This is a genomic window from Citrobacter sp. S-77 (genome assembly GCF_963864895.1).
Taxonomy (GTDB): Bacteria; Pseudomonadota; Gammaproteobacteria; order Enterobacterales; family Enterobacteriaceae; genus Citrobacter; species Citrobacter murliniae.
In genome coordinates, this window is sequence record NZ_CAWLWU010000002.1 from 2,752,131 (window position 1) to 2,776,497 (window position 24,367).

At 50.4% G+C, this 24,367-nt stretch carries 22 protein-coding genes; 4 read left to right on the forward strand and 18 right to left on the reverse strand.

The window, feature by feature from the left end; translation table 11 throughout:
• Nucleotides 1-7: 7 nt before the first annotated feature.
• Genes cheB through tar form a run of 4 tightly spaced genes read right to left on the reverse strand, consistent with a single transcriptional unit; the run spans nt 8 to nt 5,246 of the window.
• The gene (cheB, locus tag AACS05_RS13700) at nt 8-1,057 is read right to left on the reverse strand and encodes a protein-glutamate methylesterase/protein glutamine deamidase (RefSeq protein ID WP_045444175.1); all 1,050 of its coding nucleotides are present in this window, start codon (nt 1,055-1,057) and stop codon (nt 8-10) included.
• Nucleotides 1,054-1,920, reverse strand: a complete 867-nt coding sequence (gene cheR, locus AACS05_RS13705) for a protein-glutamate O-methyltransferase CheR (protein WP_045444179.1) — start codon at nt 1,918-1,920, stop codon at nt 1,054-1,056. Before cheR ends, cheB begins: the two co-directional genes overlap by 4 nt.
• A 19-nt stretch (nt 1,921-1,939) precedes the next feature.
• Complete coding sequence (tap, locus tag AACS05_RS13710; protein ID WP_045444181.1) at nt 1,940-3,541, reverse strand: methyl-accepting chemotaxis protein IV; 1,602 nt, start codon at nt 3,539-3,541, stop codon at nt 1,940-1,942.
• A gap of 43 nt (nt 3,542-3,584) precedes the next feature.
• A complete protein-coding gene (gene tar / locus AACS05_RS13715; protein ID WP_045444183.1) occupies nt 3,585-5,246 on the reverse strand; it encodes a methyl-accepting chemotaxis protein II in 1,662 nt (553 codons plus the stop codon).
• A 404-nt stretch (nt 5,247-5,650) separates the two neighbouring features.
• On the opposite strand from tar, the gene AACS05_RS13720 reads away from it, so the two are divergent.
• On the forward strand, nt 5,651-6,910 hold the full coding sequence (locus AACS05_RS13720) for a dicarboxylate/amino acid:cation symporter (protein WP_045444186.1): 1,260 nt from the start codon (nt 5,651-5,653) through the stop codon (nt 6,908-6,910).
• Nucleotides 6,911-6,980: 70 nt separating this feature from the next.
• On the opposite strand, the gene cheW is transcribed toward AACS05_RS13720, so the two are convergent.
• From cheW to flhD, 6 genes are all read right to left on the reverse strand, one after another.
• On the reverse strand, nt 6,981-7,484 hold the full coding sequence (cheW, locus tag AACS05_RS13725; RefSeq protein WP_045444189.1) for a chemotaxis protein CheW: 504 nt from the start codon (nt 7,482-7,484) through the stop codon (nt 6,981-6,983).
• A 21-nt stretch (nt 7,485-7,505) separates the two neighbouring features.
• Complete coding sequence (cheA, locus tag AACS05_RS13730; protein ID WP_190284578.1) at nt 7,506-9,539, reverse strand: chemotaxis protein CheA; 2,034 nt, start codon at nt 9,537-9,539, stop codon at nt 7,506-7,508.
• 10 nt (nt 9,540-9,549) lie between these two features.
• Nucleotides 9,550-10,479 (reverse strand): flagellar motor protein MotB, encoded by a 930-nt coding sequence (gene motB / locus AACS05_RS13735; protein ID WP_045444198.1) that lies wholly within the window; start codon nt 10,477-10,479, stop codon nt 9,550-9,552.
• Entirely contained in the window at nt 10,476-11,363 is an 888-nt protein-coding gene (motA, locus tag AACS05_RS13740) for a flagellar motor stator protein MotA (protein WP_045444201.1), read from the reverse strand. The genes motB and motA overlap by 4 nt, the downstream gene beginning before the upstream one ends.
• 125 nt (nt 11,364-11,488) lie before the next feature.
• On the reverse strand, nt 11,489-12,067 hold the full coding sequence (gene flhC, locus AACS05_RS13745) for a flagellar transcriptional regulator FlhC (RefSeq protein ID WP_045449675.1): 579 nt from the start codon (nt 12,065-12,067) through the stop codon (nt 11,489-11,491).
• Between the two features lie 2 nt (nt 12,068-12,069).
• Nucleotides 12,070-12,411 (reverse strand): flagellar transcriptional regulator FlhD, encoded by a 342-nt coding sequence (flhD, locus tag AACS05_RS13750; RefSeq protein ID WP_003034622.1) that lies wholly within the window; start codon nt 12,409-12,411, stop codon nt 12,070-12,072.
• A 790-nt stretch (nt 12,412-13,201) separates the two neighbouring features.
• Here flhD and uspC point away from each other — a divergent pair.
• Nucleotides 13,202-13,630, forward strand: a complete 429-nt coding sequence (gene uspC / locus AACS05_RS13755) for a universal stress protein UspC (RefSeq protein ID WP_045444205.1) — start codon at nt 13,202-13,204, stop codon at nt 13,628-13,630.
• Nucleotides 13,631-13,647: 17 nt separating this feature from the next.
• On the opposite strand, the gene otsA is transcribed toward uspC, so the two are convergent.
• The 6 genes from otsA to AACS05_RS13785 all read right to left on the reverse strand — a co-directional run bounded on the left by otsA (nt 13,648) and on the right by AACS05_RS13785 (nt 20,505).
• Entirely contained in the window at nt 13,648-15,066 is a 1,419-nt protein-coding gene (gene otsA, locus AACS05_RS13760; protein ID WP_045444208.1) for an alpha,alpha-trehalose-phosphate synthase, read from the reverse strand.
• A complete protein-coding gene (otsB, locus tag AACS05_RS13765) occupies nt 15,041-15,844 on the reverse strand; it encodes a trehalose-phosphatase (protein WP_045444212.1) in 804 nt (267 codons plus the stop codon). Before otsB ends, otsA begins: the two co-directional genes overlap by 26 nt.
• Before the next feature lie 176 nt (nt 15,845-16,020).
• Nucleotides 16,021-17,007, reverse strand: a complete 987-nt coding sequence (gene araH, locus AACS05_RS13770; protein ID WP_045444215.1) for an arabinose ABC transporter permease AraH — start codon at nt 17,005-17,007, stop codon at nt 16,021-16,023.
• Between the two features lie 14 nt (nt 17,008-17,021).
• Nucleotides 17,022-18,536, reverse strand: coding sequence for an L-arabinose ABC transporter ATP-binding protein AraG (araG, locus tag AACS05_RS13775; RefSeq protein ID WP_045444218.1), 1,515 nt, complete (start codon nt 18,534-18,536; stop codon nt 17,022-17,024).
• Between the two features lie 104 nt (nt 18,537-18,640).
• Entirely contained in the window at nt 18,641-19,630 is a 990-nt protein-coding gene (locus AACS05_RS13780; protein WP_045444221.1) for an arabinose ABC transporter substrate-binding protein, read from the reverse strand.
• A gap of 317 nt (nt 19,631-19,947) precedes the next feature.
• Nucleotides 19,948-20,505, reverse strand: coding sequence for a DJ-1/PfpI family protein (locus AACS05_RS13785; protein WP_045444225.1), 558 nt, complete (start codon nt 20,503-20,505; stop codon nt 19,948-19,950).
• A gap of 554 nt (nt 20,506-21,059) precedes the next feature.
• Between AACS05_RS13785 and AACS05_RS13790 the strand changes: the two genes are divergently transcribed.
• Nucleotides 21,060-21,563 carry a non-heme ferritin-like protein gene (locus AACS05_RS13790; RefSeq protein ID WP_045444228.1) on the forward strand — a complete coding sequence of 168 codons (504 nt, stop codon included), beginning with the start codon at nt 21,060-21,062 and terminating at the stop codon, nt 21,561-21,563.
• 139 nt (nt 21,564-21,702) lie between these two features.
• On the opposite strand, the gene AACS05_RS13795 is transcribed toward AACS05_RS13790, so the two are convergent.
• Entirely contained in the window at nt 21,703-21,954 is a 252-nt protein-coding gene (locus AACS05_RS13795; RefSeq protein ID WP_045444231.1) for a DUF2766 family protein, read from the reverse strand.
• Nucleotides 21,955-22,079: 125 nt separating this feature from the next.
• On the opposite strand from AACS05_RS13795, the gene AACS05_RS13800 reads away from it, so the two are divergent.
• Entirely contained in the window at nt 22,080-23,501 is a 1,422-nt protein-coding gene (locus AACS05_RS13800) for an MFS transporter (RefSeq protein ID WP_045444234.1), read from the forward strand.
• A 33-nt stretch (nt 23,502-23,534) separates the two neighbouring features.
• Here AACS05_RS13800 and AACS05_RS13805 read toward each other — a convergent pair whose 3' ends face one another.
• On the reverse strand, nt 23,535-24,173 hold the full coding sequence (locus AACS05_RS13805; protein ID WP_045444237.1) for an RpiB/LacA/LacB family sugar-phosphate isomerase: 639 nt from the start codon (nt 24,171-24,173) through the stop codon (nt 23,535-23,537).
• Nucleotides 24,174-24,367 lie beyond the last annotated feature (194 nt).

Below are 24,367 nucleotides of genomic sequence, written 5' to 3' on the forward strand. Positions count from 1 at the left end.
CTCCTCATTAAATACGTATTGCCTGTCCGGCACTGATTTTCGCCAGCATCTGCTGGCTTACCTGGCTAAGATCGACCACTTCGCTCACGCCACCCATATTGATGGCCTCGCGCGGCATGCCGAACACCACACAACTTGCTTCGTTTTGCGCGATAGTCCAGGCGCCAGCCTGGTGCATCGCTAACATTCCGGCTGCGCCATCGTTACCCATCCCCGTGAGGATCACTCCCACGGCATTGCGCCCCGCGTGTTTTGCTACCGAATGAAACAGCACATCCACAGAAGGCCGGTGCCGGTTCACCGGCGGGCCATCATGAATTTTGATCTGATAGTTGGCCCCGCTGCGGGCCAGCTCCATATGTTTGTCGCCAGGTGCGATATACGCATGCCCGGGTAAGACGCGCTCCCCGTCTTCTGCCTCTTTCACGCTGATCTGACACAACTTGTTCAGACGTTCGGCAAACGACCGGGTAAACCCAGGCGGCATATGCTGCGTGATAATCACCGCCGGGCTGGAAAGCGGCAGTGGTTGCAGTACATGGCGTATAGCTTCCGTTCCCCCGGTCGATGCGCCAATGGCGATCAGTTTTTCAGAGCTGAGCAGCGGCACAGCTTTCAGCGTCGCCGGTGCAGAAATCGGCTTATGCGCCGCCAGACGCGCGCGCGATGCGGTACGAACTTTCTCCGCAATCATCTCGCTATAGGCCAGCATCCCTTCACGGATCCCCAACTGTGGCTTGGTGACAAAATCAATAGCACCCAGCTCCAGCGCCCGCAGCGTCACTTCAGAGCCTTTTCCGGTCAAAGAAGAGACCATCACCACCGGCATCGGGCGCAAGCGCATGAGTTTCTCGAGAAAATCGAGACCGTCCATGCGCGGCATTTCCACATCCAGGGTCAGGACATCGGGATTGAATTTTTTGATCAAATCCCGGGCTACCAGCGGATCCGGCGCAGTTGCGACCATTTCCATATCACTGTGGCTGTTAATAATCTCGGTCATGATTTGACGCATCAATGCGGAGTCATCGACCGACAATACCCTGATTTTACTCATGCTTTATCCTTACCTAGCGCATACACCGTCTGTCCGCGCAGGCTAAACTCGCGCACGAGGTTGCTAAAGTTTTCTGAATGACCGGCAAATAACAGTCCGTCAGGTTTAAGGAGTGGAACAAAACGGTGCAAAATGTCCTGTTGAGTCGTTTTATCAAAATAGATCATGACGTTACGACAAAATATGGCGTCGAATGGACCGGGCACGTTGTATTTTTTATCCAACAAATTCACACTGGAAAACTCAACATGACTCGCCAGTTCTTGTCGTACACGGACCAGTCCTTCATGTGGCCCGGTACCGCGCATGAAATAACGCTGCAGCTGCTGTGGCGACAGGGTTTTCAGTTCATCAAGGCGATAAATTCCGTTTCTGGCCTTTTCCAGCACTTCAGTATCAATATCGCTGGCAAAAACGCGCCAGCGCCCCGGCGCCATACCTAAGGTATCAGCCAGCGTAATTGCAATACTGTAGGGTTCTTCCCCTGTAGACGCCGCCGCGCTCCAGACGCGATATTCACCGTTGCGTCGACGAGCGTGGTCAGACAGCACCGGAAAATGATGCCCTTCGCGAAAAAAAGCGGTCAGATTGGTGGTCAGGGAGTTAATAAAGGCCTGCCACTCAGCACTGTTCTGGTTAGCTTCCAGCATGCTGAGATAACGACCAAAATCATCCAGTTCCAGAGTACGTAACCGACGAACCAGGCGGTTATAAACCATGTCCCGCTTGTGGTCGGCCAACACGATCCCCGCGCGCTGGTAGATTAATTGACATATCCGACGAAAATGCGCGTCAGACAGCGCGAGGCGCTGTGTCATCTGTAACAATAATGACGTTTGCCCGGAGGGCAGAGATGATGTCATAGCGCCTTCTCAATCACATTCAGGATACAACAGGTACAACCTTTGGCTGCGCCAGTTCTCGTTGTACTACGGTTTGCTCTTCAAGCTTAAAAAACGCGACGCAAGCTGAGAGATGATCGGCCTGATCGGCCAGTTGCCCGGTAGCAGCGGCTGCCTCTTCGACCAGTCCGGCGTTTTGCTGCGTCACCGAGTCCATTTGGCTGACGGCCTGCGCCACCTGCTCAATTCCTCTACGTTGTTCATCGGAAGCCGAGGCAATCTCCCCCATAATGTCGTTAACCCGGGTAACCGAGCTGACAATCTCTGTCATAGTGCGCGCTGCCATATCCACCAGTTGCGATCCCTGATGCACACGGGTGACGGACTCCTCAATCAGTCCTTTGATTTCTTTCGCAGCCTGCGCGCTGCGGCTGGCCAGATTACGAACTTCCCCAGCCACCACGGCAAAGCCACGCCCCTGTTCACCTGCACGGGCGGCTTCTACTGCGGCGTTGAGTGCCAGAATGTTGGTCTGAAAAGCAATGCTGTCAATCACGCCGATAATATCGCCTATCTTTTGCGAACTGGCTGTAATCTCATGCATCGTACTGGCGACTTTAGCCGTCTGTTCACCGCCTTTGTGCGCAGTGTCTGCGGCACTTTTCGCTATTCCGGATGCCTGGCGCGCATTATCGGCATTCTGTCCAACAGTGGCGGTAAGCTGTTCCATACTGGCTGCTGTTTGTGCCAGCGATGCAGCCTGCTGCTCGGTACGCGAAGACAAATCGTTATTGCCCATCGCTATCTCCGAGATCCCGGTATGCATCGCGGAACTGCCCTGGCGAACATCATTCACCGTTGTGCGCAGCGCCTGTTGCATCGACTTCAGGCTGGCAAAAATAGCTGATATTTCATTACGGCCATACACCGCAACCGGTCGTGCGAGGTTCCCCGCCGCGATGCTGTCGAAATGACTACCAATAATAGCCAGCGGCTGCACAATCATTTTGCGTGACCAGAACAATCCCGCGGTTGTTAACAGTACTGCCAGCACCAGCATGCTGGCGAAAATCACCGCCGACATATGGTAATTACGTTGGCTATGTTCCCCTGCCGTCTGCAAAACACGGTCAATGTTGCTCTGCCATGCGTTAACGTTCTTATCAAAATCGTCCTGAGACGCCTGCACTGGCGCAGTCAAAAAATCTGACAACTGATTACTTTCAAGCCAGGTCGCCTGATGCTCCAGATCGCTATGCCACTGGATGAAACTTTTCTCCGTCGCCTTTTGTAGCGCGTTCCCTTCTCCCGCATTCTGAGTCGTCGCCATAAAACGTTTAAACAGCAATCCAGACTGCGCCAGGCTATCTCGCGCAAGGATCATCAGCGTTTTAATCTCCTCTGGCGGATAGCTAAGAGCAGTCAGCGTCCCGGCCTTGTTTAACGCTGTACTGGCCTGTAATAACACAGCGCGGGTTTGCGCCAACGCAGCGCGTTGCTGATTACTCTGTTCGACCTGATTGAGACTCTGAAAACCGTCCCGAAATGCCCAGAAAGACAAGCCATTACTGCCAATCTGCAAAACACCGCAGAGGATTAAAATCAAAAACAGCGTGGTCGAAATTCGAATACGATTAAACATCAACGCTCCCATCAGGCGGCGCGGGCCGCGGTTCAACTATCAGTCAAAATGTTTCCCAATTAGTGTCTTGTTCGGTGGCCGTCTGTCGCGGATGCGACGCCGGAGCCGTTGTTGCAGAAGGCCGGGTATCACGCAATTTAGCCGACACTGGACGTGATGCCAGGCGGAAGGTAGATACGGACTGGGTTAAGCGACTGGCCTGTTCTTCCAGTGCTGCTGCAGCGGCGGCGGACTCCTGCACCAGCGAGGCGTTCTGTTGCGTCACGCGGTCCATCTCAGATACGGCAAGCGCAACCTGGTCTATCCCGCGACTTTGTTCATCAGAAGCCGAAGCAATTTCACCCATAATGTCAGTGACGCGCGTCACTGCATTGACGATGTCATTCATGGTTTCTCCGGCGCTTTCTACCAGAACAGAACCGGTATCGACCCGCGAGACAGAATCTTCAATTAAGGCTTTAATCTCTTTCGCCGCCTGCGCGCTACGGCTCGCCAGGTTACGCACTTCTCCCGCAACCACCGCAAAACCACGGCCCTGCTCACCTGCACGGGCGGCTTCTACCGCTGCGTTCAACGCAAGAATGTTGGTCTGGAATGCGATACCGTCAATGACGCTGATGATGTCGGCAATTTTCTTCGAACTGTCGGCTATTTCGTGCATGGTGTTAACCACACCATCAACCACTTTGCCGCCATGTTGGGCCGTATCGGAGGCGCTTTTCGCCAGTTGAGATGCCTGACGCGCGTTATCCGCGTTTTGCTTAACAGTTGCCGTAAGCTGCTCCATGCTGGCTGCGGTTTCTTCCAGCGCAGAGGCCTGCTGCTCAGTACGGGATGAAAGGTCAGTGTTGCCACTGGCAATTTCACTGGTGCCGGAATAAATCGCATCGGATCCTTCACGCACCAGCGTTACCGTTTCAATCAGCGAACGCTGCATATGATCGACTGTGCTTGCCAGTTCGCCGATTTCATTACGCCCGCTGACGGTCAGCGATGTTGTTAAATTACCGCTGGCAATCTCACGAATATGGGCAATAACGCGGGACAACGGGTTGAGCAAGGTATGACGTATGCCGTACCAGACCACCACCAGAATCAGCACCAGTACCACGGCCAGAATACCGAGCTGCCACTGGGCAAAGTGGTAATCCCGTGCGCTTTCATCAAAAGCATGCAGGTAGAGTTTTTCGCTAACGCTGGCATATTTTCCTAACGCTTCACCGAGGGCGTTTTGCATCCCCTGAGTAGGCTGAGCGAAATATGCATCCATATTGCCGCTTTCCAGGAACTGAACCAGCTCCGCTAACGCCGCATGATACTGCTGATATTTCTCATCAACGTTGCCGCTGGCTTCTGCCATATCAGGCAAAGGCGTGATGTTTTTAAAGTTTGCGTAATGCGCTTCTGCTTGCGCCAATGTGCCTTTCGCATTCTTCAGCAGATCGTTTTTCGCGCTGCTCTGCTGATTAGATGCGTCCATCATCATGCGCGCCGATGAACGGCTCAGGTTAATGCGCGTTTGCAGCATTAAGTCCCATGTTGAGGTGAGTTCACTTTGCTGCTGTCGAAGATCGTTTGAAATAACAAAACTTTGCTGGTTCTGTTGCAATGACGAGAACAACAGACCACCGGAAACAAGCTGTAGCAGTGCGAAAACCCCCAGCACCATCATCAGCATTGTTACAACGCGGATACGGTTAAACATAAGGCACCTTCCTGAAAACGAGTTATCAACGTTATCGGCACTCACTGAGATAACTTTACGTTTGCGAAAAGGAAAACCTGGGGGAAATGAACGGCTGAGGCTGATGTGAAGACATTAACGTGCTGACGCCACAAATCGCCAACAAATAAACACCATAATTATCATGTGTATAACACGAGAAAACGGTTATTACGACGACTAACTAACCATCACTGAATGCCACTATGTGATTTCGATCACATAATCACGCCTCAAATACCACAACAAAATGGATAAAAAATTAAAAAAAGTTGTATCCGAGTACGCTTTAATTCAATTTATATGATGAATATTTCGTTACCACTTAATAAGTATAAAAAATGAGTAACCGAACAATAAATGTTAAATCCTGAGAGGGCTTTTTAGTGGCAAGTGCAAACAAACTCACGTTGTTTATCGTGATCTTCATGCTGGCGGGGATCCTGTCGGGCGCGGTGATCCACTCCTATGCCTCCCCAGGTGTCGTTACCACCTGGGCTGATAATATTACACTGCTTACCGACATCTTCTTGCGGCTGATTAAAATGGTCATCGCACCTTTAGTCTTTAGCACGCTGACTGTCGGTATCATGCGCCTGGGAGAAACGTCGACTATTGGGCGCGTTGGCGGTAAAGCGATGATCTGGTTTATCAGTTCCTCTGTACTGTCTATTCTGGTAGGCCTTTTCGTTGTCTCCCTTGAGCAACCGGGAAGCGGGCTGAACCTGGCGATTCCGCTGGAAGCAACGGATACCGGTCTGGCCGTCGGTGGCATGAGCCTGAAAGGTTTTCTGTCTCATACCATCCCAACCAGCATTGCCGACGCCATGGCAAACAATGAGATCCTGCAAATCGTCGTGTTCTCAATGTTCTTCGGTATCGGTGGGGCATCACTGGGTGAGAAATTTAACGCACCGCTGGTCGCTGCGCTGGACGTGGTTTCCCACATTATGTTGAAGGTGACGGGTTATGTTATGTACGTCGCGCCGTTGGCTATCTTCGCCGCTATCTCTTCCGTCATTGCCACGCAGGGATTGGGTATTCTGCTCAACTACGCCTCATTTATTGGCGGCTATTACGTCGCCATCCTGCTGACCTGTCTGGTATTGCTGGCTGTAGGTTATATCGTGCTGAAGAAAGAGGTGTTCCGGCTGGTCAGCATGCTGAAAGATCCGGTGTTGGTCGCCTTCACTACCAGCAGCTCAGAGGCAGCCTATCCGAAAACACTGGAACAGTTAACGACGTTTGGCTGCTCCCGCAATATCGTGTCGTTTGTTCTACCCATCGGCTATTCGTTTAACCTGGTCGGCTCGATGGTGTATTGCTCATTTGCCTCAATGTTTATCGCTCAGGCCTATAACATCCACCTCTCATTCGCGGAAATTACCGTACTAATGCTAACGCTGATGTTGGCTTCAAAAGGGATTGCAGGTGTGCCACGCTCAGCGCTGGTGGTACTGGCTGCGACCATTCCGAACTTCAATATTCCGGTTGCAGGGATCCTGTTACTGATGGGTATTGACCACTTCCTCGATATGGGACGTTCGGCGATTAACGTTTTAGGCAACGGGATCGCTACGGCAATGCTGGCGAAGGATGAAGGTTTACTACAGGAAGAACCCGAGCTGGTTGAGCAGAAAGTGTAAGGTGTAAAAAAGCCGGGTATCGCTAACGCTTACCCGGCCTTTGAAATATGCCACTATGTTCCGGCTTTATTTATGCCACGTGATTAGCCGCAATATCCAACAACGCCATCTCTTCGCTGTTAAGCAACTTCTCAATATTTACCAGAATCAGCATCCGATCGCCCAGCGCGCCCAGTCCGGTCAGGTATTCCGTTGACAGCGTGACCGCAAATTCCGGCGCAGGACGGATTTGATCTGTAGTCAGCGACAACACATCAGAAACACCATCAACCACAATACCCACCACACGTTGTCCCAGATTCAGTACAATCACTACGGTGTTCTCGTTGTAATCAACATCGCTCTGGCTGAACTTCACACGCAGGTCAACGATCGGCACAATCACACCGCGCAGGTTAGTGACCCCTTTAATAAAAGAAGGTGTATTGGCGATACGTGTGACCTGATCGTAGCCACGAATTTCCTGCACTTTCAGGATATCGATACCGTACTCTTCATCCCCCAGCGTGAACACGAGGAATTCCTGACCTGACGGTTCGCCGGCCAGTTTAGTTACATTACTCATACCGGTCATATTATTCCCTTTCTTACTCAATCAGGCGGCTGTGATCGCCACACGTTGTTCGCGGTTTAACCCCTGCAATGCAGAAACATCGACAATCAGCGCGACGCTACCGTCGCCGAGGATCGTTGCAGCAGAGATGCCAGGCACTTTGCGGTAGTTGCTTTCCAGGTTTTTTACCACCACCTGGTGTTGACCAATTAACTGATCAACCAACAGCGCGTATCGACGCCCCGCGCTTTGCAAAATCACCACGATGCCCTGAGTCGCTTCGGTTTTTGCACCTTCGACTTCAAAGACTTTCCACAACTCAACCAGCGGTAGATATTCGCCGCGCACTTCCAGAACACGTTCTCCCCCGGCCAGCGGATGGAGATCTTCTTCGCGGGGTTGCAGTGATTCCATGACGGCATTCAGCGGCAGAATAAAGACCTCATCCGCCACGCGGACGGACATGCCATCAAGGATAGCCAGCGTCAGCGGCAGCAAAATCCTGATAGTCGTACCCTGGCCCTGTTTTGACTGGATCTCAACATGTCCTCCCATCTCCTGGATATTACGCTTCACCACATCCATACCGACACCACGGCCGGAAACATCCGTTACCTGTTCGGCGGTCGAGAAACCAGGCGCGAAGATCAGCATGCCGACTTCGTCATCGCTCATGTTGTCGTGGATCGGCATCCCCTGGGAGATAGCTTTCGCCAGGATACGCTCACGGTTCAAGCCTGCGCCGTCGTCGGTAACTTCGATACAGATATTCCCGCCCTGGTGTTCAGCAGAAAGCGTCAAATTACCGATCGGACTTTTCCCGGACTCGAGGCGTTTTTCCGGCAGTTCAATACCGTGATCAAGGCTGTTACGCACCAGGTGCGTCAGCGGATCGATAATGCGTTCAATCAGACTCTTGTCGAGTTCAGTAGAGCTACCAATCTGCGTCAGCTCGACCTGTTTACCCAGTTTGCCCGCCAGATCGCGAACCAGACGAGGGAAACGGCTGAAGACGTACTCCATAGGCATCATACGAATCGACATCACCGATTCTTGCAAATCGCGGGCGTTACGTTGTAACTGCCCCATGCTGGTGATGAGATCGCCGTGATTTACCGGATCCAATTCGTTAGAACGTTGGGCCAGCATCGACTGCGTAATCACCAATTCACCGACCAGGTTAATCAACTGATCGACTTTCTCTACCGCTACGCGAATGCTGGTTGACTCACTCGCACGAGCAGGTTTTTCACGTTCCGCACGTCCATGTTGTGGTTCACTGGCGGCCGCTTTAACCGCTGGCACCGGGGCAACCGGCTGCGGCTCGTCGACGACGGCAACTGCTGCAACTTCCGCTTCAGCAGGTGCTGAGGTGACGGTTTCAAATTCAATCTGATCGGCTTCGATCACGAAGCAGAGCACGGCGATAATGTCATCTTCTGCGAGGTCACCATCGAGCGTTGCCGACAGCGAATCGCTTCCCTTTACCACATCCGTCAAGGTCGCCAGATTCCCCAGTTCCTCTTCCAGTAAATCTACTTCACTGGATTTCAGACGCGAGAGAACAATACGTTTTTTGACCTCTTCACCTGCTGTCGGGGCGTCTGGTGCCATCGCCTCTTCCTGCATCGCCGTACTGTCAACAACGCTCAGTTTGGCGGAGTTGACGACCGCCGGTGCGGTTTCGCCTTTGGCTTCGAGCGCTAACTGTCGTAACGCATTACAAATGTACTCAAAGCTGGCGGCATCCGGCTCCTCTGAGTTTTTATAGGCGTCGAGCTGTTCCTGCATAATATCTTTCGTTTCCAAAAACAGGTTGATAATGTCGGCATTGAGCTGCATCTCGCCACGCCGCGCTTCATCCAGCAGGTTTTCCATTAAATGGGTCGTTTCCTGCAAAATAGTAAAGCCGAAAGTGCCCGCGCCGCCTTTAATCGAGTGCGCTGCACGAAAAATGGCATTCAGTTGTTCGGAATCCGGGGCTTCAGGAACCAAATCAAGCAGGTGCTGCTCCATGTCGGCCAACAGTTCGTCAGCTTCATCAAAAAAGGTCTGATAAAAATCGCTAATATCCATGCTCACGCTATCACCTCGGATTGGCTGGTGGCGATGTGGGAACGCTTGCCGACGGCATTGCCGCAGGCTGTTGTAATACACTTACCGGCTCATTCTGGCTTTCAGCGTTTTCATGCAAAATGGCCTCTTCCGCCTGCTTATTGAGTACCAGCAGACTTATACGGCGGTTGATGGCGTCCTCAGGACCGCGATCGCTCAGACGCATCGTGGCGGCCATGCCTACCACCCGTAATACTTTTCCCGTGTCCAGGCCTCCGCTGACCAGCTCGCGACGCGATGCATTGGCGCGATCGGCTGACAATTCCCAGTTGCTGTACCCTTTCTCACCGTTGGCATAAGGATAATCATCCGTATGGCCGGAGAGACTGATGCGGTTAGGGATCCCATTCAGGACAGGTGCAATGGCTCGCAGGATATCGCGCATGTAAGGCTCAACCTCGGCGCTGCCAGTCTTAAACATCGGGCGGTTCTGGCTGTCGATAATCTGAATCCGCAGCCCTTCCTGAACTAAATCAATCTTCAAATGCGGACGTAGCGCACGCAGTTTAGGATCGGACTCGATTAACTGGTCCAGATCACCGCGTAATTTACTCAAGCGACTCTGCTCCATGCGCTTTCTCAGGTCATCGATATTCGGCTGCTTATTCACTTCACCCTGTTGCTGGGTGTAATCGTCCCCGCCGCCAGGTATTGGGCTTTGGCTATTCGAAATACGATTTCCACCGGTCACCGCAGTGGCCAGAGGGGTACGAAAATACTCTGCAATCTGGATCAACTCTTTCGGGCTGGAAATGGAAATCAGCCACATCACCAGAAAGAAGGCCATCATCGCAGTCATAAAATCGGCGTAGGCAATTTTCCATGAACCATGCGCCCCACCGCCGTGATTTTTATGTTTTCGTCGTTTTACGACGATAATAGGATGGGCCTGATTTTTCATGCGTCCTCGGTCGTTTGCTGCGGAGTCGGGTTTCTCACCGCACGAACATGTTCTTCCAGTTCGATAAACGAAGGACGCTCACTGGAATACAGCGTTTTACGACCAAATTCGACGGCAATAGGAGGGGCATAGCCATTCAGGTTTGAGAGCAGAGTGATCTTCACGCACTGCATCATTTTGGTCGTTTCAGCACTCTTCTGGCGCAGTACGCTGGCAAGCGGAGAAATGAATCCATAGGCCAGTAAAATACCGAGGAAGGTTCCTACCATGGCGTGCGCAATCAGCGCACCCAGTTCAGCCGCCGGACGATCGGCTGAGGCAAGTGCATGCACAACGCCCATAACTGCCGCCACGATACCGAATGCGGGTAAAGAATCACCGACCATCGCCAGGCTGTTGGCCGGGACTTCAGCTTCACTCTCATGAGTCTCAATTTCTTCGTCCATCAGCGCTTCAATTTCAAACGTATTCATATTGCCGCTGATAATCAGGCGCAGGTAATCGACGATAAAATCAAGCATGATGGCATCCGCGAGGATGCGCGGATAACTGGCGAAAATTTCACTTTCTTTTGGGTTTTCAATATCGCGCTCGAGCGAGAACATGCCCTGCTGACGAGACTTGGCCATCAGGCGATAAAGCAGTGCCAGCAGATCCATATACATGGCTTTGGTGTATTTCGAGCGACGAAAAAGCAACGGGATCGCTTTCATCGTCCCTTTGATGGCTTTGCCGTTATTGCCGACGATGAATGCCCCAATACCCGCACCACCGATGATCACCAGCTCAGCCGGTTGATAGAGTGCCCCAAGGTGTCCGCCGGTCATCATATAACCGCCGAAAACTGTACCAATAACAACCAGGTAACCTAATAAGATAAGCACGACATCATCCTTTCGCAATTGACTATGACAGGATGCGCAGTCGGGCAGTTAACTCAGAGGTCAGGACAAAAAAAAGCAGCGGTAATCTCTTACCGCTGCTGGAGTGTTTATCCACACCGTATCAGTTAAACAGCCTGTTCGATCTGTTCATCCAGCAGTTGTGGAATAATATCGGCAGCATTCTGGGAAAGTTTACGTCTTTTTACGGCCCGCGATGGCGGCTGGCATAAACTGCATGCAAAGCTGCCCACAGGTTGATGCGCGTGAGTAATAAAATTCCCGCCGCAGCAGTTGCAGGTGGACAGTTCCAGCAAGCCACTGTCGACAAAACGCACAAGAGTCCACGCGCGTGTTAACGCCAGCAAGGGTCCTTCCTCAGGCTGCGGACACTGTTCAAGATATAAACGGTAGGCTTTAATTACGGCATCCACGCCGCTGCACAGACCCGTTTTAAGAAGAAACTGCCAGGCGTTGCAAAACATAGAAGCATGTATATTTTGCTCCCACGTCATAAACCAGTCGGTTGAGAAAGGGAGCATACCTTTTGGCGGAGGGCTACCGCGTAATTCTTTGTAGAGCTTAATGAGTCGGCCACGGCTTAACTGCGTTTCGCTTTCCAGCATTTGCAAACGGGCGCCCAATGTGATTAATTCCATCGCTAGCTGGATATCACGCGCTTCCTGAACAATGCTTTTTTCGCTCATCATCAAGCCCTTTTCTTACGCGCCGCATCATCAATGTCGCTTAACAGACGCGTTGAAAGCATGATACCGGTGTGAATTTGCTGAAGATCGTCAACGCGAGAATCTTGCGTCAGTCGAGTAACAGTTTGGTGATCATCGAAACGGAAATGACATACCAGTTGATTTGTTTCAGCCAGTTTGACCATTTGAGGAAGTGTTAGTGTTGCCAACGTGTCCGCCATCTCTTCGCTGATACCAAGGCGGAACATCGCGGATGCTTTATCCTGAACGATCAAACGCTGTGCAAGCAATAAATATGACAAATTGATGTCATAAATGTGTTTCAGCAACTCGGATGTATGCATTATTTGCATCCATAATAACCAACATGATTTTTATGCGGTAAAACCGCACCCCGTGATGTCGCCGGGAAGGCCCGGAAAAAAAAAACAAAGGTCAAATACATAGCAGCGTTACGGCACTTACGCGTTGTGTAAACATTCCCTTTTAAGAAGGCCGCGTTCCTTACAAGCTCACATCAATTCTTACAAATGTCTAAGATTTTTCCTAATTCGACGCAACTCTACCCGCCACCCGTTACACATACAACGGAGCGATGCTGCGAATTTAAAGAATATGTGACACAGATCACATAAAGCAGCTAAAGGATTAACATAAATCCATCAGCGCGGCTTTTACTTTGCTTGTTTTTTGAACTATCGTTCTTCATTTCAATTCCATGCGTACGAATATTATTGCAATGAAACCGAATAGCACCTTATTTACCTGCGTTAATATCACGCACTGAAATAACATGCTGAATAACTTATTCACTATGAAACGTTATTTCATTAAATGCTTTATAAACAACAACTTAAATATTAAGGTCAATTAATTAATACCGCATGGTGACGACATCTTAAATGTTAATTAATGTTTAATTTTTATTAACACATTGTTTTCATTAGCAGTTGATTTCACTTAAATCACCTGAATGCATTTCAGGCTCATTTGACGTGATTATTCTATTTATAAGAATAATTAATGAATAATCATGATGGCATTCACACTATTGTCAGGTGAAACGATGCAGTATTGAGCTAACCCGAGTAAACATGAAAGTTCTCTCATAATTCTTATATAAAGGAGCGAGTTATGAGCTATGCGCACATTCTTGTTGCTGTTGCAGCCACCCCCGAAAGCCACCAGCTGTTAGCGAAGGCCGTTTCTATCGCTCGCCCTGTAAATGCCCGTATTAGCCTGATAACCCTTGTCTCGGACCCTGAACTGTATAATCAATTCGCTGCACCAATGCTGGAAGACCTGCGTGAAGTGATGCAAGAAGAGACACAGGATTTTATTGATAAGCTCAGTAAAGAGGCTCAGTACCCCATTGAGAACACCTTCATCACCTATGGGGCACTGAACGAACATATTCTCGACGTGTGCCGCAAGCACGCTGTCGATCTTGTCATTTATGGCAACCATAACCAGAGCTTCTTTTCGCGAGCATCCTGCTCAGCGAAAAGCGTTGTCAGCGCAAGTCAGGTGGATGTGCTGCTGGTTCCGCTGGCGGGTGACTAATCACCGAGCATCGGATTTCAGGCCAGTTTGGGCAATGAGGCCACGTTGTCGTGCGGCTGGCTTTCAGCATGACGTGGCGCGACCTTTTTTAGGTCACGAATAAAACTGGCCTGCCAGTTGTCGATATCGTTTTTGACAATCGTCTCCAGCATCCCGGCGTGACGCGAAATACGCTCATCAAGCGGCATGATTAACGCTCTGTTCAACGCGCTGGCAACGTCATCCCGATCGTAAGGGTTAACGATCAGCGCGGAGGCCAGCTCATTCGCCGCCCCGGCAAACTGTGATAACACCAGTACGCCGGGATTGGCAGGATCCTGTGCGGCGACAAACTCTTTTGCCACCAGATTCATGCCGTCCCGTAATGGCGTAACCAGCCCAACATCCGAGTAACGGAAAATCTTCATCAGCAATTTGCGGTCAAAATACTGGTTCAGGTAGTAGAGAGGCGTCCAGCCCAGTTGACCATATTTGCCGTTAATTCGCCCGGCTTCGGTCTCTAGCTGATGACGAATATCCTGATAAGCCTGAACTTCTTCGCGCGATGTCGGCGCTATCTGTGTATAACGAATCTTACCGTGGTGCTGAGGGTAATTTTCTAACAAAGACTCATAGGCCTGAAATCGCTCCGGCAGGCCTTTGGAGTAATCCAGCCGCTCGACGGAAAATATATTCTTCACATTCTTTAATTCAGCCTTTAACTGCGCCATTTTCGGCGGAAGCGGCCCTGCCGCCTGCTTGGCGATTTCATCCGGCGCAATACCAATAGGATACACCTCAGTGCGAAACGCTTTATTCCAGGCATGGTGATGTTTGTCGCGTGTGGTCACTCTGGTTTGAGCGCTCAGACAATCGAGAAAAGCCTGACGATCATTTTCGGTCTGGAACCCGAGTAAATCAAAATCACACAACTGCTCAAGCAATACTTTGTGTGGCGGTAGCGCGGTGAAAATTTCCGGCGTCGGAAAAGGAATATGCAGGAAAAAACCAATACGGTTATTCACACCACGCTTACGCAGTTCACTGGCAAACGGGAGTAAATGGTAGTCGTGAACCCAGATGATGTCGTCATCACTAAGCAGTGGCAGCAGTTTATCAACCAGTAAGGCATTCACCCGCTGATAGCCTTCCCATGCAGGACGCTGAAACTGCACCAGATCCAGCCGGTAGTGAAATGCAGGCCATAAAACGGCGTTCGAAAACTGACAGTAATACTCTTCGTAATCCTGTTCGCTCAGATTAAACGATGCCCAGGTAATATTGCCGCGGGTAACTTTTTTTAGCGGTTTATCTTCATTGCCTGTTTCACCGCTCCAGCCAAACCATAGCCCGCCTGCGGCCTTCAGAGCGCCCAGTACACCGACCGCAAGACCACCTGCGTTCCCTTTATCATCCGGTGAGGCAATTCGATTAGATACTACGACTAAACGGCTCATAGCTATCTCTCCTGTCATTCGTTGTTTTTTGTTCTTGCTGCGGACAGTTGATTTGCTCCAGCCAGCGCCAAACATCTGTTACGCCTGCCAGACGCCATGTCGCCTGAGTCGCCCCGCTTCCCACCTTTACGGAGATACCGCCGGCGCGGTTCACTACTCTAAAACCGGCCTCATCCGTCAGGTCATCACCAATAAAAACGGGTACTCTTCCGGCAAAAGGGGCTTCCTGCATAAAGGCATCTATAGCTTCTCCTTTATTCGTACCTTTTGGTTTAATCTCCACGACGCATTTCCCAGGCTGTAGCGCAAGCTGCGGCCATTTATGGATGATGTGCTGAGCCAGTGCCAACAGCGCCGCCTCATGCTCAGGAGCCTGTCGATAATGCAGGGCAAAAGCCATGCCTTTTGCTTCAAGCGTGGTGCCTGGCAGTTCTGCCATCGCCGCATTTAGTAGCACACCAATTTCACGTTCAACATCCTGAGGTAGACTCACAATATGGGCATGGCCATTGATGTCGCGGCGTTCTGCCCCATGCACTCCAGCAAGCGGAAAGCGAAAGGGAGTAGTGAGTACGTCAAGCTCAGCCATTGAGCGCCCTGAAATCAATGCCAGTGCTCCCGCATTTTGCGCCGCCAGGCGATGTAACAAATGCAGGACTGTCTTAGGGACAACTACCTGATCAGGATGCGGTTTAATCTCTGCCAGGGTTCCATCAAGATCGAAAAAATAAGCACAGTTTGCAGATAGCTCAGGGGTTACGGTTAGCGATGCTGTCACCCGAATCTCCTCCTCATCATTGTCTGTGCGACGCGCGGATCGCGCCGTATATGTGATGTATGACGGATATAAGTATAGACAGTGTGACCAGGCTCGCCATTTGGAAAAACAATCGCCAGCCGGTATAGCGGCTGGCGATGAGGAGAAGCTAGACTAAAAAGTTGGCAATGAAATTATCAAACAGTACGCTTCGCTTTTTGTTTGTAACGGTCGAAGATCACCGCCGCCAGCAGGATTAAGCCTCGAACCACATATTGTGCAAACGGAGAAATGTTCAGCAGGTTCATCGCGTTTTCAACGGTTCCAAGAATCAGCACCCCGGCGACTACATATGAGATTTTTCCGATGCCGCCTTTGAGTGAAACGCCCCCTAAAACACAGGCTGAAATCACAATAAGCTCATAACCGATAGAGGTCATTGGCTGGCCGCTGGTCATGCGCGATGCCAGAATAATCCCCGCAACGGCGGATACCAGGCCGGAAAGAATAAAGATAATTATCTTGGTGCGTACTACCGGAACCCCGGCCAGACGCGCAGCCTCCTCATTACCACCAATTGCCAGCGTATTACGTCCAAAGGTGGTTTTATTCAGCAGTAGGCCAAAAATAATAAAGCAGCCTACCGTCAACCAGATGGGTGCCGGCAACCCTAACCAGTTGGCATAGCCGAGTGCAAAAAAGCGCTCGTCTTCAATCCCTACCGCTTTACCGTCGGAGATAATGTAGGCCAGACCGCGAACAATCTGCATAGTTGCAAGCGTGGTGATCAGCGCATTAATTTTTAAACGTGCAATTACGAACCCATTCACCAGGCCGCACAGAACGCCTAACAACAGTCCTGCGGCAACGCCAATCCACAGGCTTTCCGTCATATTGATGACCACAGCGGTTGTAACCCCGGCGCAGGCAATTACCGAAGCGACCGAGAGGTCAAAGTCACCGGATGCCAGGCAAAACAGCATCCCGCAGGCGACCATACCCGACATGGAAACAGCCAGCCCCAGCCCCTTCATATTAATAAAAGTGGCAAAGTTAGGTACGAAGATGGCGCAAACCAGGAACAATGCGGCGAAAACCACCAGCATCCCATATTGATCCCAAATTCTGCCAAGATTTAGCGCCGATTTTGATGCGCCAGAACCCGATGTAGAAACCGAAGACATTATACTCTCCTTATTCAGGCTACAGCCTGGCTGACTTTAGGCATAGCAAGGCTTAGCGCCTGCCGTTCATCCGCCTGTTCATGAAGTAACACCCCCGCAATCTCCCCTTCCCTCATCACTACGATACGGTCGGCGACACCGAGAACCTCCGGCAGGTCACTGGACGCAAACAGCACGGCAACGCCGCGCGCCGCCAGCGCATAGATCACGTTATAAATCTCATGTTTCGCACCCACATCAATGCCGCGCGTAGGTTCGTCGAGCAGAATCACTTTCATCTCTTCCGATAACCAACGCCCCAGAATGGCCTTCTGCTGATTACCGCCGGAAAGGTTCATGATTAATTGCTCTGCACCCGGCGTTTTAATGTTCAGTGCGCGAATATGGTGGTCGGCATTCGTTTCTTCCCAGTTGTTGTTGATCAGGCAACCACCAAGTACATGTTTACGACGCGCGCTGATATTGATGTTGTTACGTACCGAATGCACAGGAATAATCCCTTCGGCTTTTCGATCCTCAGGACACAGCATCATCCCCGCCTCGATAGCGTGGCTGGGTTTACGGATGTTGACTGACTTTTCATCAATAAATACCTGACCGGCGGTGATCCGCGTCCCTCCAAACAGCCCTTTCATCAGTTCGCTACGTCCGGCTCCAACCAGCCCGAACAACCCGACGATTTCGCCACTGCGTACTGATAAACTGATCGGCGTACGTACACCGGGCGCCTTCACCTCATGCAGACGCAGACGTTCTGCACCATAAGGTCTGGATTTCCAGCCGTAGATATCTCCGAGGTCACGCCCCACCATTGCCTGTACCAGCGCCTCGTGATCAACCTGCTGCATATCTGTAAAGGTTTTAACGTACTGACCATCTTTAAACACGGTGATGGCATCACTGAGGGCGAAAATCTCTTCCATTCGGTGCGAAACATACAGAATGACTCGCCCCTCATTACGCAGTTCACGAATGACGCGAAACAGATTCTCAATCTCCCTGGCGGAAAGGGAGCTGGTTGGTTCATCAAAGGCGATAATTTTGGCATTGCGCGCCAACGCTTTCGCAATCTCCACCATTTGCCACTGACCAATAGAGAGATATTTCAATGGGGTGGACGGATCGATATCCATCCCTAAATGTTTTAACTGCAGACCCGCTTCGTAGTTCAGTAGCGAGCGATTAACAATTCCACCCTTGTGCGGAAGCTGGCCTAAATAGATGTTCTCGGCGACGGTCATTTCCGGCACCAGATGCAGCTCCTGATAAATTATGGCGACACCGGCGTTCAGCGCGGTGGTTGTATCCGCAAAGGAAACCTCCTGTCCGCGGATCACCAAAGAACCCGTCGTTGGCGCATAGTTACCGCTGAGAATTTTTAATAATGTTGATTTCCCGGCGCCATTTTCACCCATCAGGGCATGCACCTGACCGGCATAGCAGTCAAAGCTGATATCCGTTAGCGCCTTAACGCCAGGAAAGGTTTTGCCAATGCCACGAAATGAGAGATACGGGGTAGACTGTTGCATAACGTCTCCGTGAGTCAGTATCGTTCTAACCTGTTGCCGGATGGCGGCGTTGCCTTGTCCGACCTGGAGTTAGCAGGTCGGACAGACGTTTCACAATTGTCGTGTTACTTACCGCCCAGCCCTTTCTTCGCCAGTTCTTCTTTGAAGTTTTCGCGGGTGATCAACACCACATCTGTGACTTCGGTGAAGACCGGGGGTTCTGCGCCTTTAGTCACCCAGTTGTAGAGCATCTCGCTGGATTTATAGCCGTGGACGTCCGGGCTTGGCAGCAGTGAGCCATAGAACCCGGTCGCTTCACCCTTGGAGAGTTCACTAATCGCATCAACGCCGTTAATGCCGATACCAATCACGTTCGGAGCTTTAAAGCCTTGTCCTTCAGTAGCACGAACGCCACCCAGTACGGTGTTGTCGTTCATACCGACAATCAGCCAGTGTTTAACCTCTGGGTGCTGAACCAGCATGGAGTTGGCGGCGTCGAATGCGCCTGGGATATCATTGGATTTGGTCGGAACCTGGTAGATCTGTTTTTCCGGGAAGCCCGCAGCTTTGAGTGCTTCCATTGATCCGGAAGTACGACGACGTGCGGTATCCAGTTCATTAGCGGTAATGGCCATCACGGCAGAAGATTTCACATCCCAGCCGCGTTTCTGCATTTCGTTGTACAACTCCTGTCCCTGACGCTCACCAATTTTTGTTGCCGCCATCATTACCAACGGTACGGTATCCATTGGCTTACCTTTGGCGTTGGCGAACTGGTCATCCACAGCGATGACTTTCATATCATAGCCACGTGCCTTGGCCATAATGGCTGGCCCAAGTTTCGGGTCAGGGGTACAAATCACGAACCCTTTTGCGCCACTTGCCGCCAGGCTGTCGATAGCATTAAGGGTTTTTTCACCGTCCGGGACAGCAATTTTAATTACCTCAAAGCCAAGATCTTTACCGGCTTTATCCGCAAAATTCCATTCTGTCTGGAACCAGGGTTCCTCCGGTTGTTTCACCAGGAAACCGAGCTTCATGGATTCAGCGATAGCGGATTGTGACATAACGGCAGCCAGACCGATGGCCGCCAGCGCTTTAGTGAATTTGTGCATGGTTAACTCCAGCTTTAACGTTCTTTTATGTAGGGTAAAATCAAACGATTTTTTGTAATTCAGACATAAAACAAGGCATTACTTTGATTGATAAGATCAACGCCAGTGCTGAGAGTAGTTGTAGCGGGAAATTGATTCTCCATAAGAGAGCGGCATCACACCACAGAATTACAGTAATTGCGTACATAAATTCAGTGGGAAATGACATAAAAAAGCGCTGCATTTCTGAAGGGAATAATAAGGAGTAGCAGATTAATCCATAACATCAGCCAGCGAATCCTTGTTCCCGAATACCGAAGCATTCGGGGATCCAGAGATTACCATGCGTAATAAATGTGTTCGGCGTGATCGCGAACAGAAGCGTCATCATCTAACAGACGAGCTGAGAGCGTGAAAGCAAAATCAAAAATATGCCCTAAACCTTTACCACTGAGAAGATTCCCATCTTCCACGACGGGCGCATCAACATATTCCCCGTCAGTAACATTTGCCCACAGTTCACCAGAGCACACATAGCGGCGTCCTTTCAACAAACCGTTACCGCCCAGCACCCGGGCTGCGGCAGAACAAACCGGGCAGATAAGTTTCCCGGCTTCATCATGACGAGCAACAAACTGAACTACCGCATCACTGGCAGCAAGGTTAACGCTTCCCTGTGGACCGCCTGGCAGCACAACTGCGTCATAAACGGTCTCCAGTCGGGCCATCAAAGTACTGTCGGTCACCATCGGGATATCGTGATAGCTCACTACCGCTCGAGACTCGGCGCAGGCCAGGGTCTCAACATCAATATTAAGACGACGCAAAATATCGATGGTAACAATGGCTTCAGCCTCTTCAAAACCGGGAGCCAGCAGCACCGCAACCTTCTTCATATACAACTCCTCGTTTAACCCACATAAACACCACAACAAATACCGAATTATTTATGCCGTCAGAGTAATTAAATTCGTTAAAACTGATCTAACGCATAAAATTAACCACCAGATAATTTCCATCAGCGTCGCTGAGAACAGAAAAATTCCATTAGCGTAATGATTGAAAATCGCCTGTAGAACCAGATTATCTTGTTGTAGAATTTATTTTTGTGACATGAAATAGCATTTCATTATTTTTATTCGCAATTAATTACTGATACATCAATTAGTTAACCACACCCCACTATGCTGCGGCGACAGATGCACAAATATTTTTATGACGATATGTAAAAAAATATAAATATGTAGTTTTAAGGATTTTCTTATGACCAGGCTGGCGTTATGATTATTTGTGATCGGTAAAGAGATCACTCTTTGGTCACCTAAAGGACCGGCGGAACGGAATTATTCTGCTAACAGTATGACTTGTACGTTGATGTGAAGTGCAGCGACAGCCCGTTGTACTGCCGTTAGTAACGTACAGCTTTCTTTCTGGAAATAAGGATATTGATATGGCTGCAGTTGGAATTGTTCACAAACTCAACGCGCAAATGAATCTTGAGTTTTACGCATCGAATCTCTACCTTCACTTTAGTGAGTGGTGCTATGAGCATAGCCTGACAGGCACCGCAACGTTTCTGCGTACTCAGGCGCAGGCGAACGTGACGCAAATGATGCGGGTGTTTAATTTTATGAAAAAAGCAGGCGCTAATCCTATCGTGAAAGCCATCGATGTTCCCGGAGATGAGCTGACATCCCTTGAAGAGTTGTTTCAAAAAACGCTTGATGAATATCAGCAGCGCTCCAGCACGCTGTCGCGCTTAGCGATCGAAGCTGAAGCATTGAACGATGCCCCTACCATTGATTTTCTGAACGATCTGGAAAAAGAGCAGCAACAGGATGGCATGCTGTTACAAACGATTCTCGATGAAGTTCGTAGCGCCAAACAGGCAGGCCTGTGTATGGCGCAAATGGATAAGCACCTGCTAAATGTCGTTAACTACCAGCAGCACTAATCTTTGATTCACTCTGCTTTCATGCCGGATGGTGATGCGATTCACCTTACCCGGCTTACACTCGGTCATCTATACGTTCACGCCTCCCGTTCCGGGAGGCGCAAAAAAACCTTTCTAAAACCTGAAACAACGGTTTATTTTAGTGAGACTCATTCTGCGGAGTGAATTTCAGTTCGATCAATGCAACCGCTTTTTGAATTGCACGCATAGTCACTGGATCGGCACCCGCCGGGTGACTGGAAAAATCGATGTTTTTAAGCTGGCTGGACATTTTCTCCCGGACTTCAACCGGGGCAATGACATCAATGATATCCAGAATTTGCTTGATAACCAGTTGGCAGGCAACAACATCCGAGAGCAGTTCCTGATCGGCATTCAGTGTTTGGGACATAGTGAGCTCCTTATAGAAAGGTCGTCATAGTACCCATTCAGCTGTCGAAACGATAGCGGCGCAAGCAGTGTAGTTGCGCTGAAAATAAAAAAAACAGTCAATTTCTTTGAGATGGCAAGCACGACATGAGTGAACATTTAGCGGTTGAGAAATTACGTGGCCTTTCGCCGGCAGCACTGCTCGTTGCCGGGGCCTTCTTTATGGAATTTATCGATGGCACGGTCATTGCCACCGCCCTGCCCGATATGGCAAAAAGCTTTGGTGTGCAGGCGGTTGACCTGAACATCGGCATCAGTGCCTATTTGATTACTCTGGCGGTCCTGATCCCCGCCAGCGGCTGGATAGCCGATCGTTTTGGCGCACGTAAGGTATTTACCCTGGCGCTGGCAATATTTACCCTCGCATCCGTCTTTTGCGGATTATCCACCAGCCTCGAAGGCTTTGTGGCGATGCGTATATTACAGGGTGTGGGCGGCGCACTGATGGTTCCGGTCGGTCGTCTCGCCGTCCTGCGTACAACGCCAAAGCATCAATTAATCACCGCCATTGCCACTCTGACCTGGCCTGCACTGGTTGCCCCGATCATCGGCCCGCCGCTCGGCGGGTTTATCACCAGCTATGCCAACTGGCGCTGGATCTTTTTTATCAATGTACCGTTGGGACTGCTGGCGATAGCTCTTGCGTTACGTATTATTCCGGATATTCATGACGACGAGCGCCGTCCGTTTGACTTCCCCGGTTTTATGGCAATGTCTGTCGCTATGGTCAGTCTGGTGTACGCCATGGAGTTACTGGGTTCACAACAGCCTCAGGGCTGGCTCACAGCCGGGCTGCTCACTCTCGGGATTGCCACCTTCATATTCGCTCTGCGCCACTTTCATCATGCCGCCTGGCCGATGATTCGTCTGGAGGCTATGCAGGTACCAACATTCCGCGTCACAATGTACGGCGGCTCACTGTTTCGTGCATCTATCAGCGCCGTACCTTTTCTGCTGCCGTTAATGTTTCAGGTCGGCTTTGGCATGAACGCCTTTCATGCCGGATCCCTGGTGCTGGCAGTGTTTGTGGGAAACCTGACGATTAAACCAGCCACCACACCATTGATACGCTGGCTGGGCTTTAAGAAACTGCTGTTGATTAACGGAGTTCTGAATGTTCTGGCGCTGCTGGCCTGCGCACTGATTACTCCACAAACTCCGGTATGGGTGATTTTACTGGTGCTATATCTGGGCGGCGTTTTCCGCTCGATACAGTTTACCGGCGTCAGCACGCTTGCCTTCGCGGATGTCCCTGCACCACAGATGAGCTATGCCAATACGTTGTTCAGTACGGCAACACAATTAGCGGTAGGGTTGGGGATATCACTGGCGGCTATCGGGATCCGAATTGGCGATAAAATCAGTGAATGGTTGGCGCTGGACAATATTCCGGGGATCAGTTTTCGTCTGGCATTTGTGGCTATCGCCATCATTTGCCTGATTGGTATGGTTGATACATTGCGTCTGACCCGCGATGCAGGAAGCGCGGTATCAAACAAAAATCGTTAAGCCCGGCAGACCGCTACCACCGGGCAACAGGATTTAGCCAATGATCTTACGGACAAACGCTTCGATCGCTTTGTCCTGGCAATTTTCAAAGAAACACTGTTGGAAACGCGGGCCCGACACGGCGGTTTTCACCAGTTCAGGATCGATAGCGCGCAGGGTATCAAGATAGTTTTCTTTTACCACTGCCGCTTTCACCTGATTCAAAATACCTGCGTTACGCACCTGCGGTTCTTTGCGCTCCGGCGGGTAACCTTCGCCATTACGACCTGTAAATGCTTTTTCAAACATGTAGCGCACGTTCAGCTCAGCGCCCCAGCCAAAGCCTTTGGCGAACGCCAGGGAGAGCGCATTACCATTATTGATCTGCGCAAACAGGAAAGCATCTGCCGGATCGAGACAATAGCCACACACCACACCAGGATGGATATTCAGCGACATCATGGCACCTTGTCCAGTGCCACAGCCTGTCACCACAAAATCGACCGCTTTGGAATTGAGCAGAATGCTGGCCATAATACCGAGGTGAATATAGGTCAAATGATGGTCGTTTTCGTCACTCATTCCAACGTTGAAGACAGGAAATCCTTTCTCATCCGCGACAGCCTTAAGCTCGTTATGAATGATCGCGTTTTTGCTTGCCTGGCTGTTTTCCATCATCAATGCAATTTTCATTCTGTATTCTCCTGAATGCGTCGCGGGAATTCCGCTGTGAGTCATAACATTCAGATCACATTACTATCTCTCAAACGCACTTTCAAATTTAATGAAATTTAGTTTTAAGAAATAATGAGATGCTCACATTTCCCCCGTTAAACGGCAGAATTCCTTACAACAAAAGCGTCGTTGTGATTAATCGCAGGTGATCT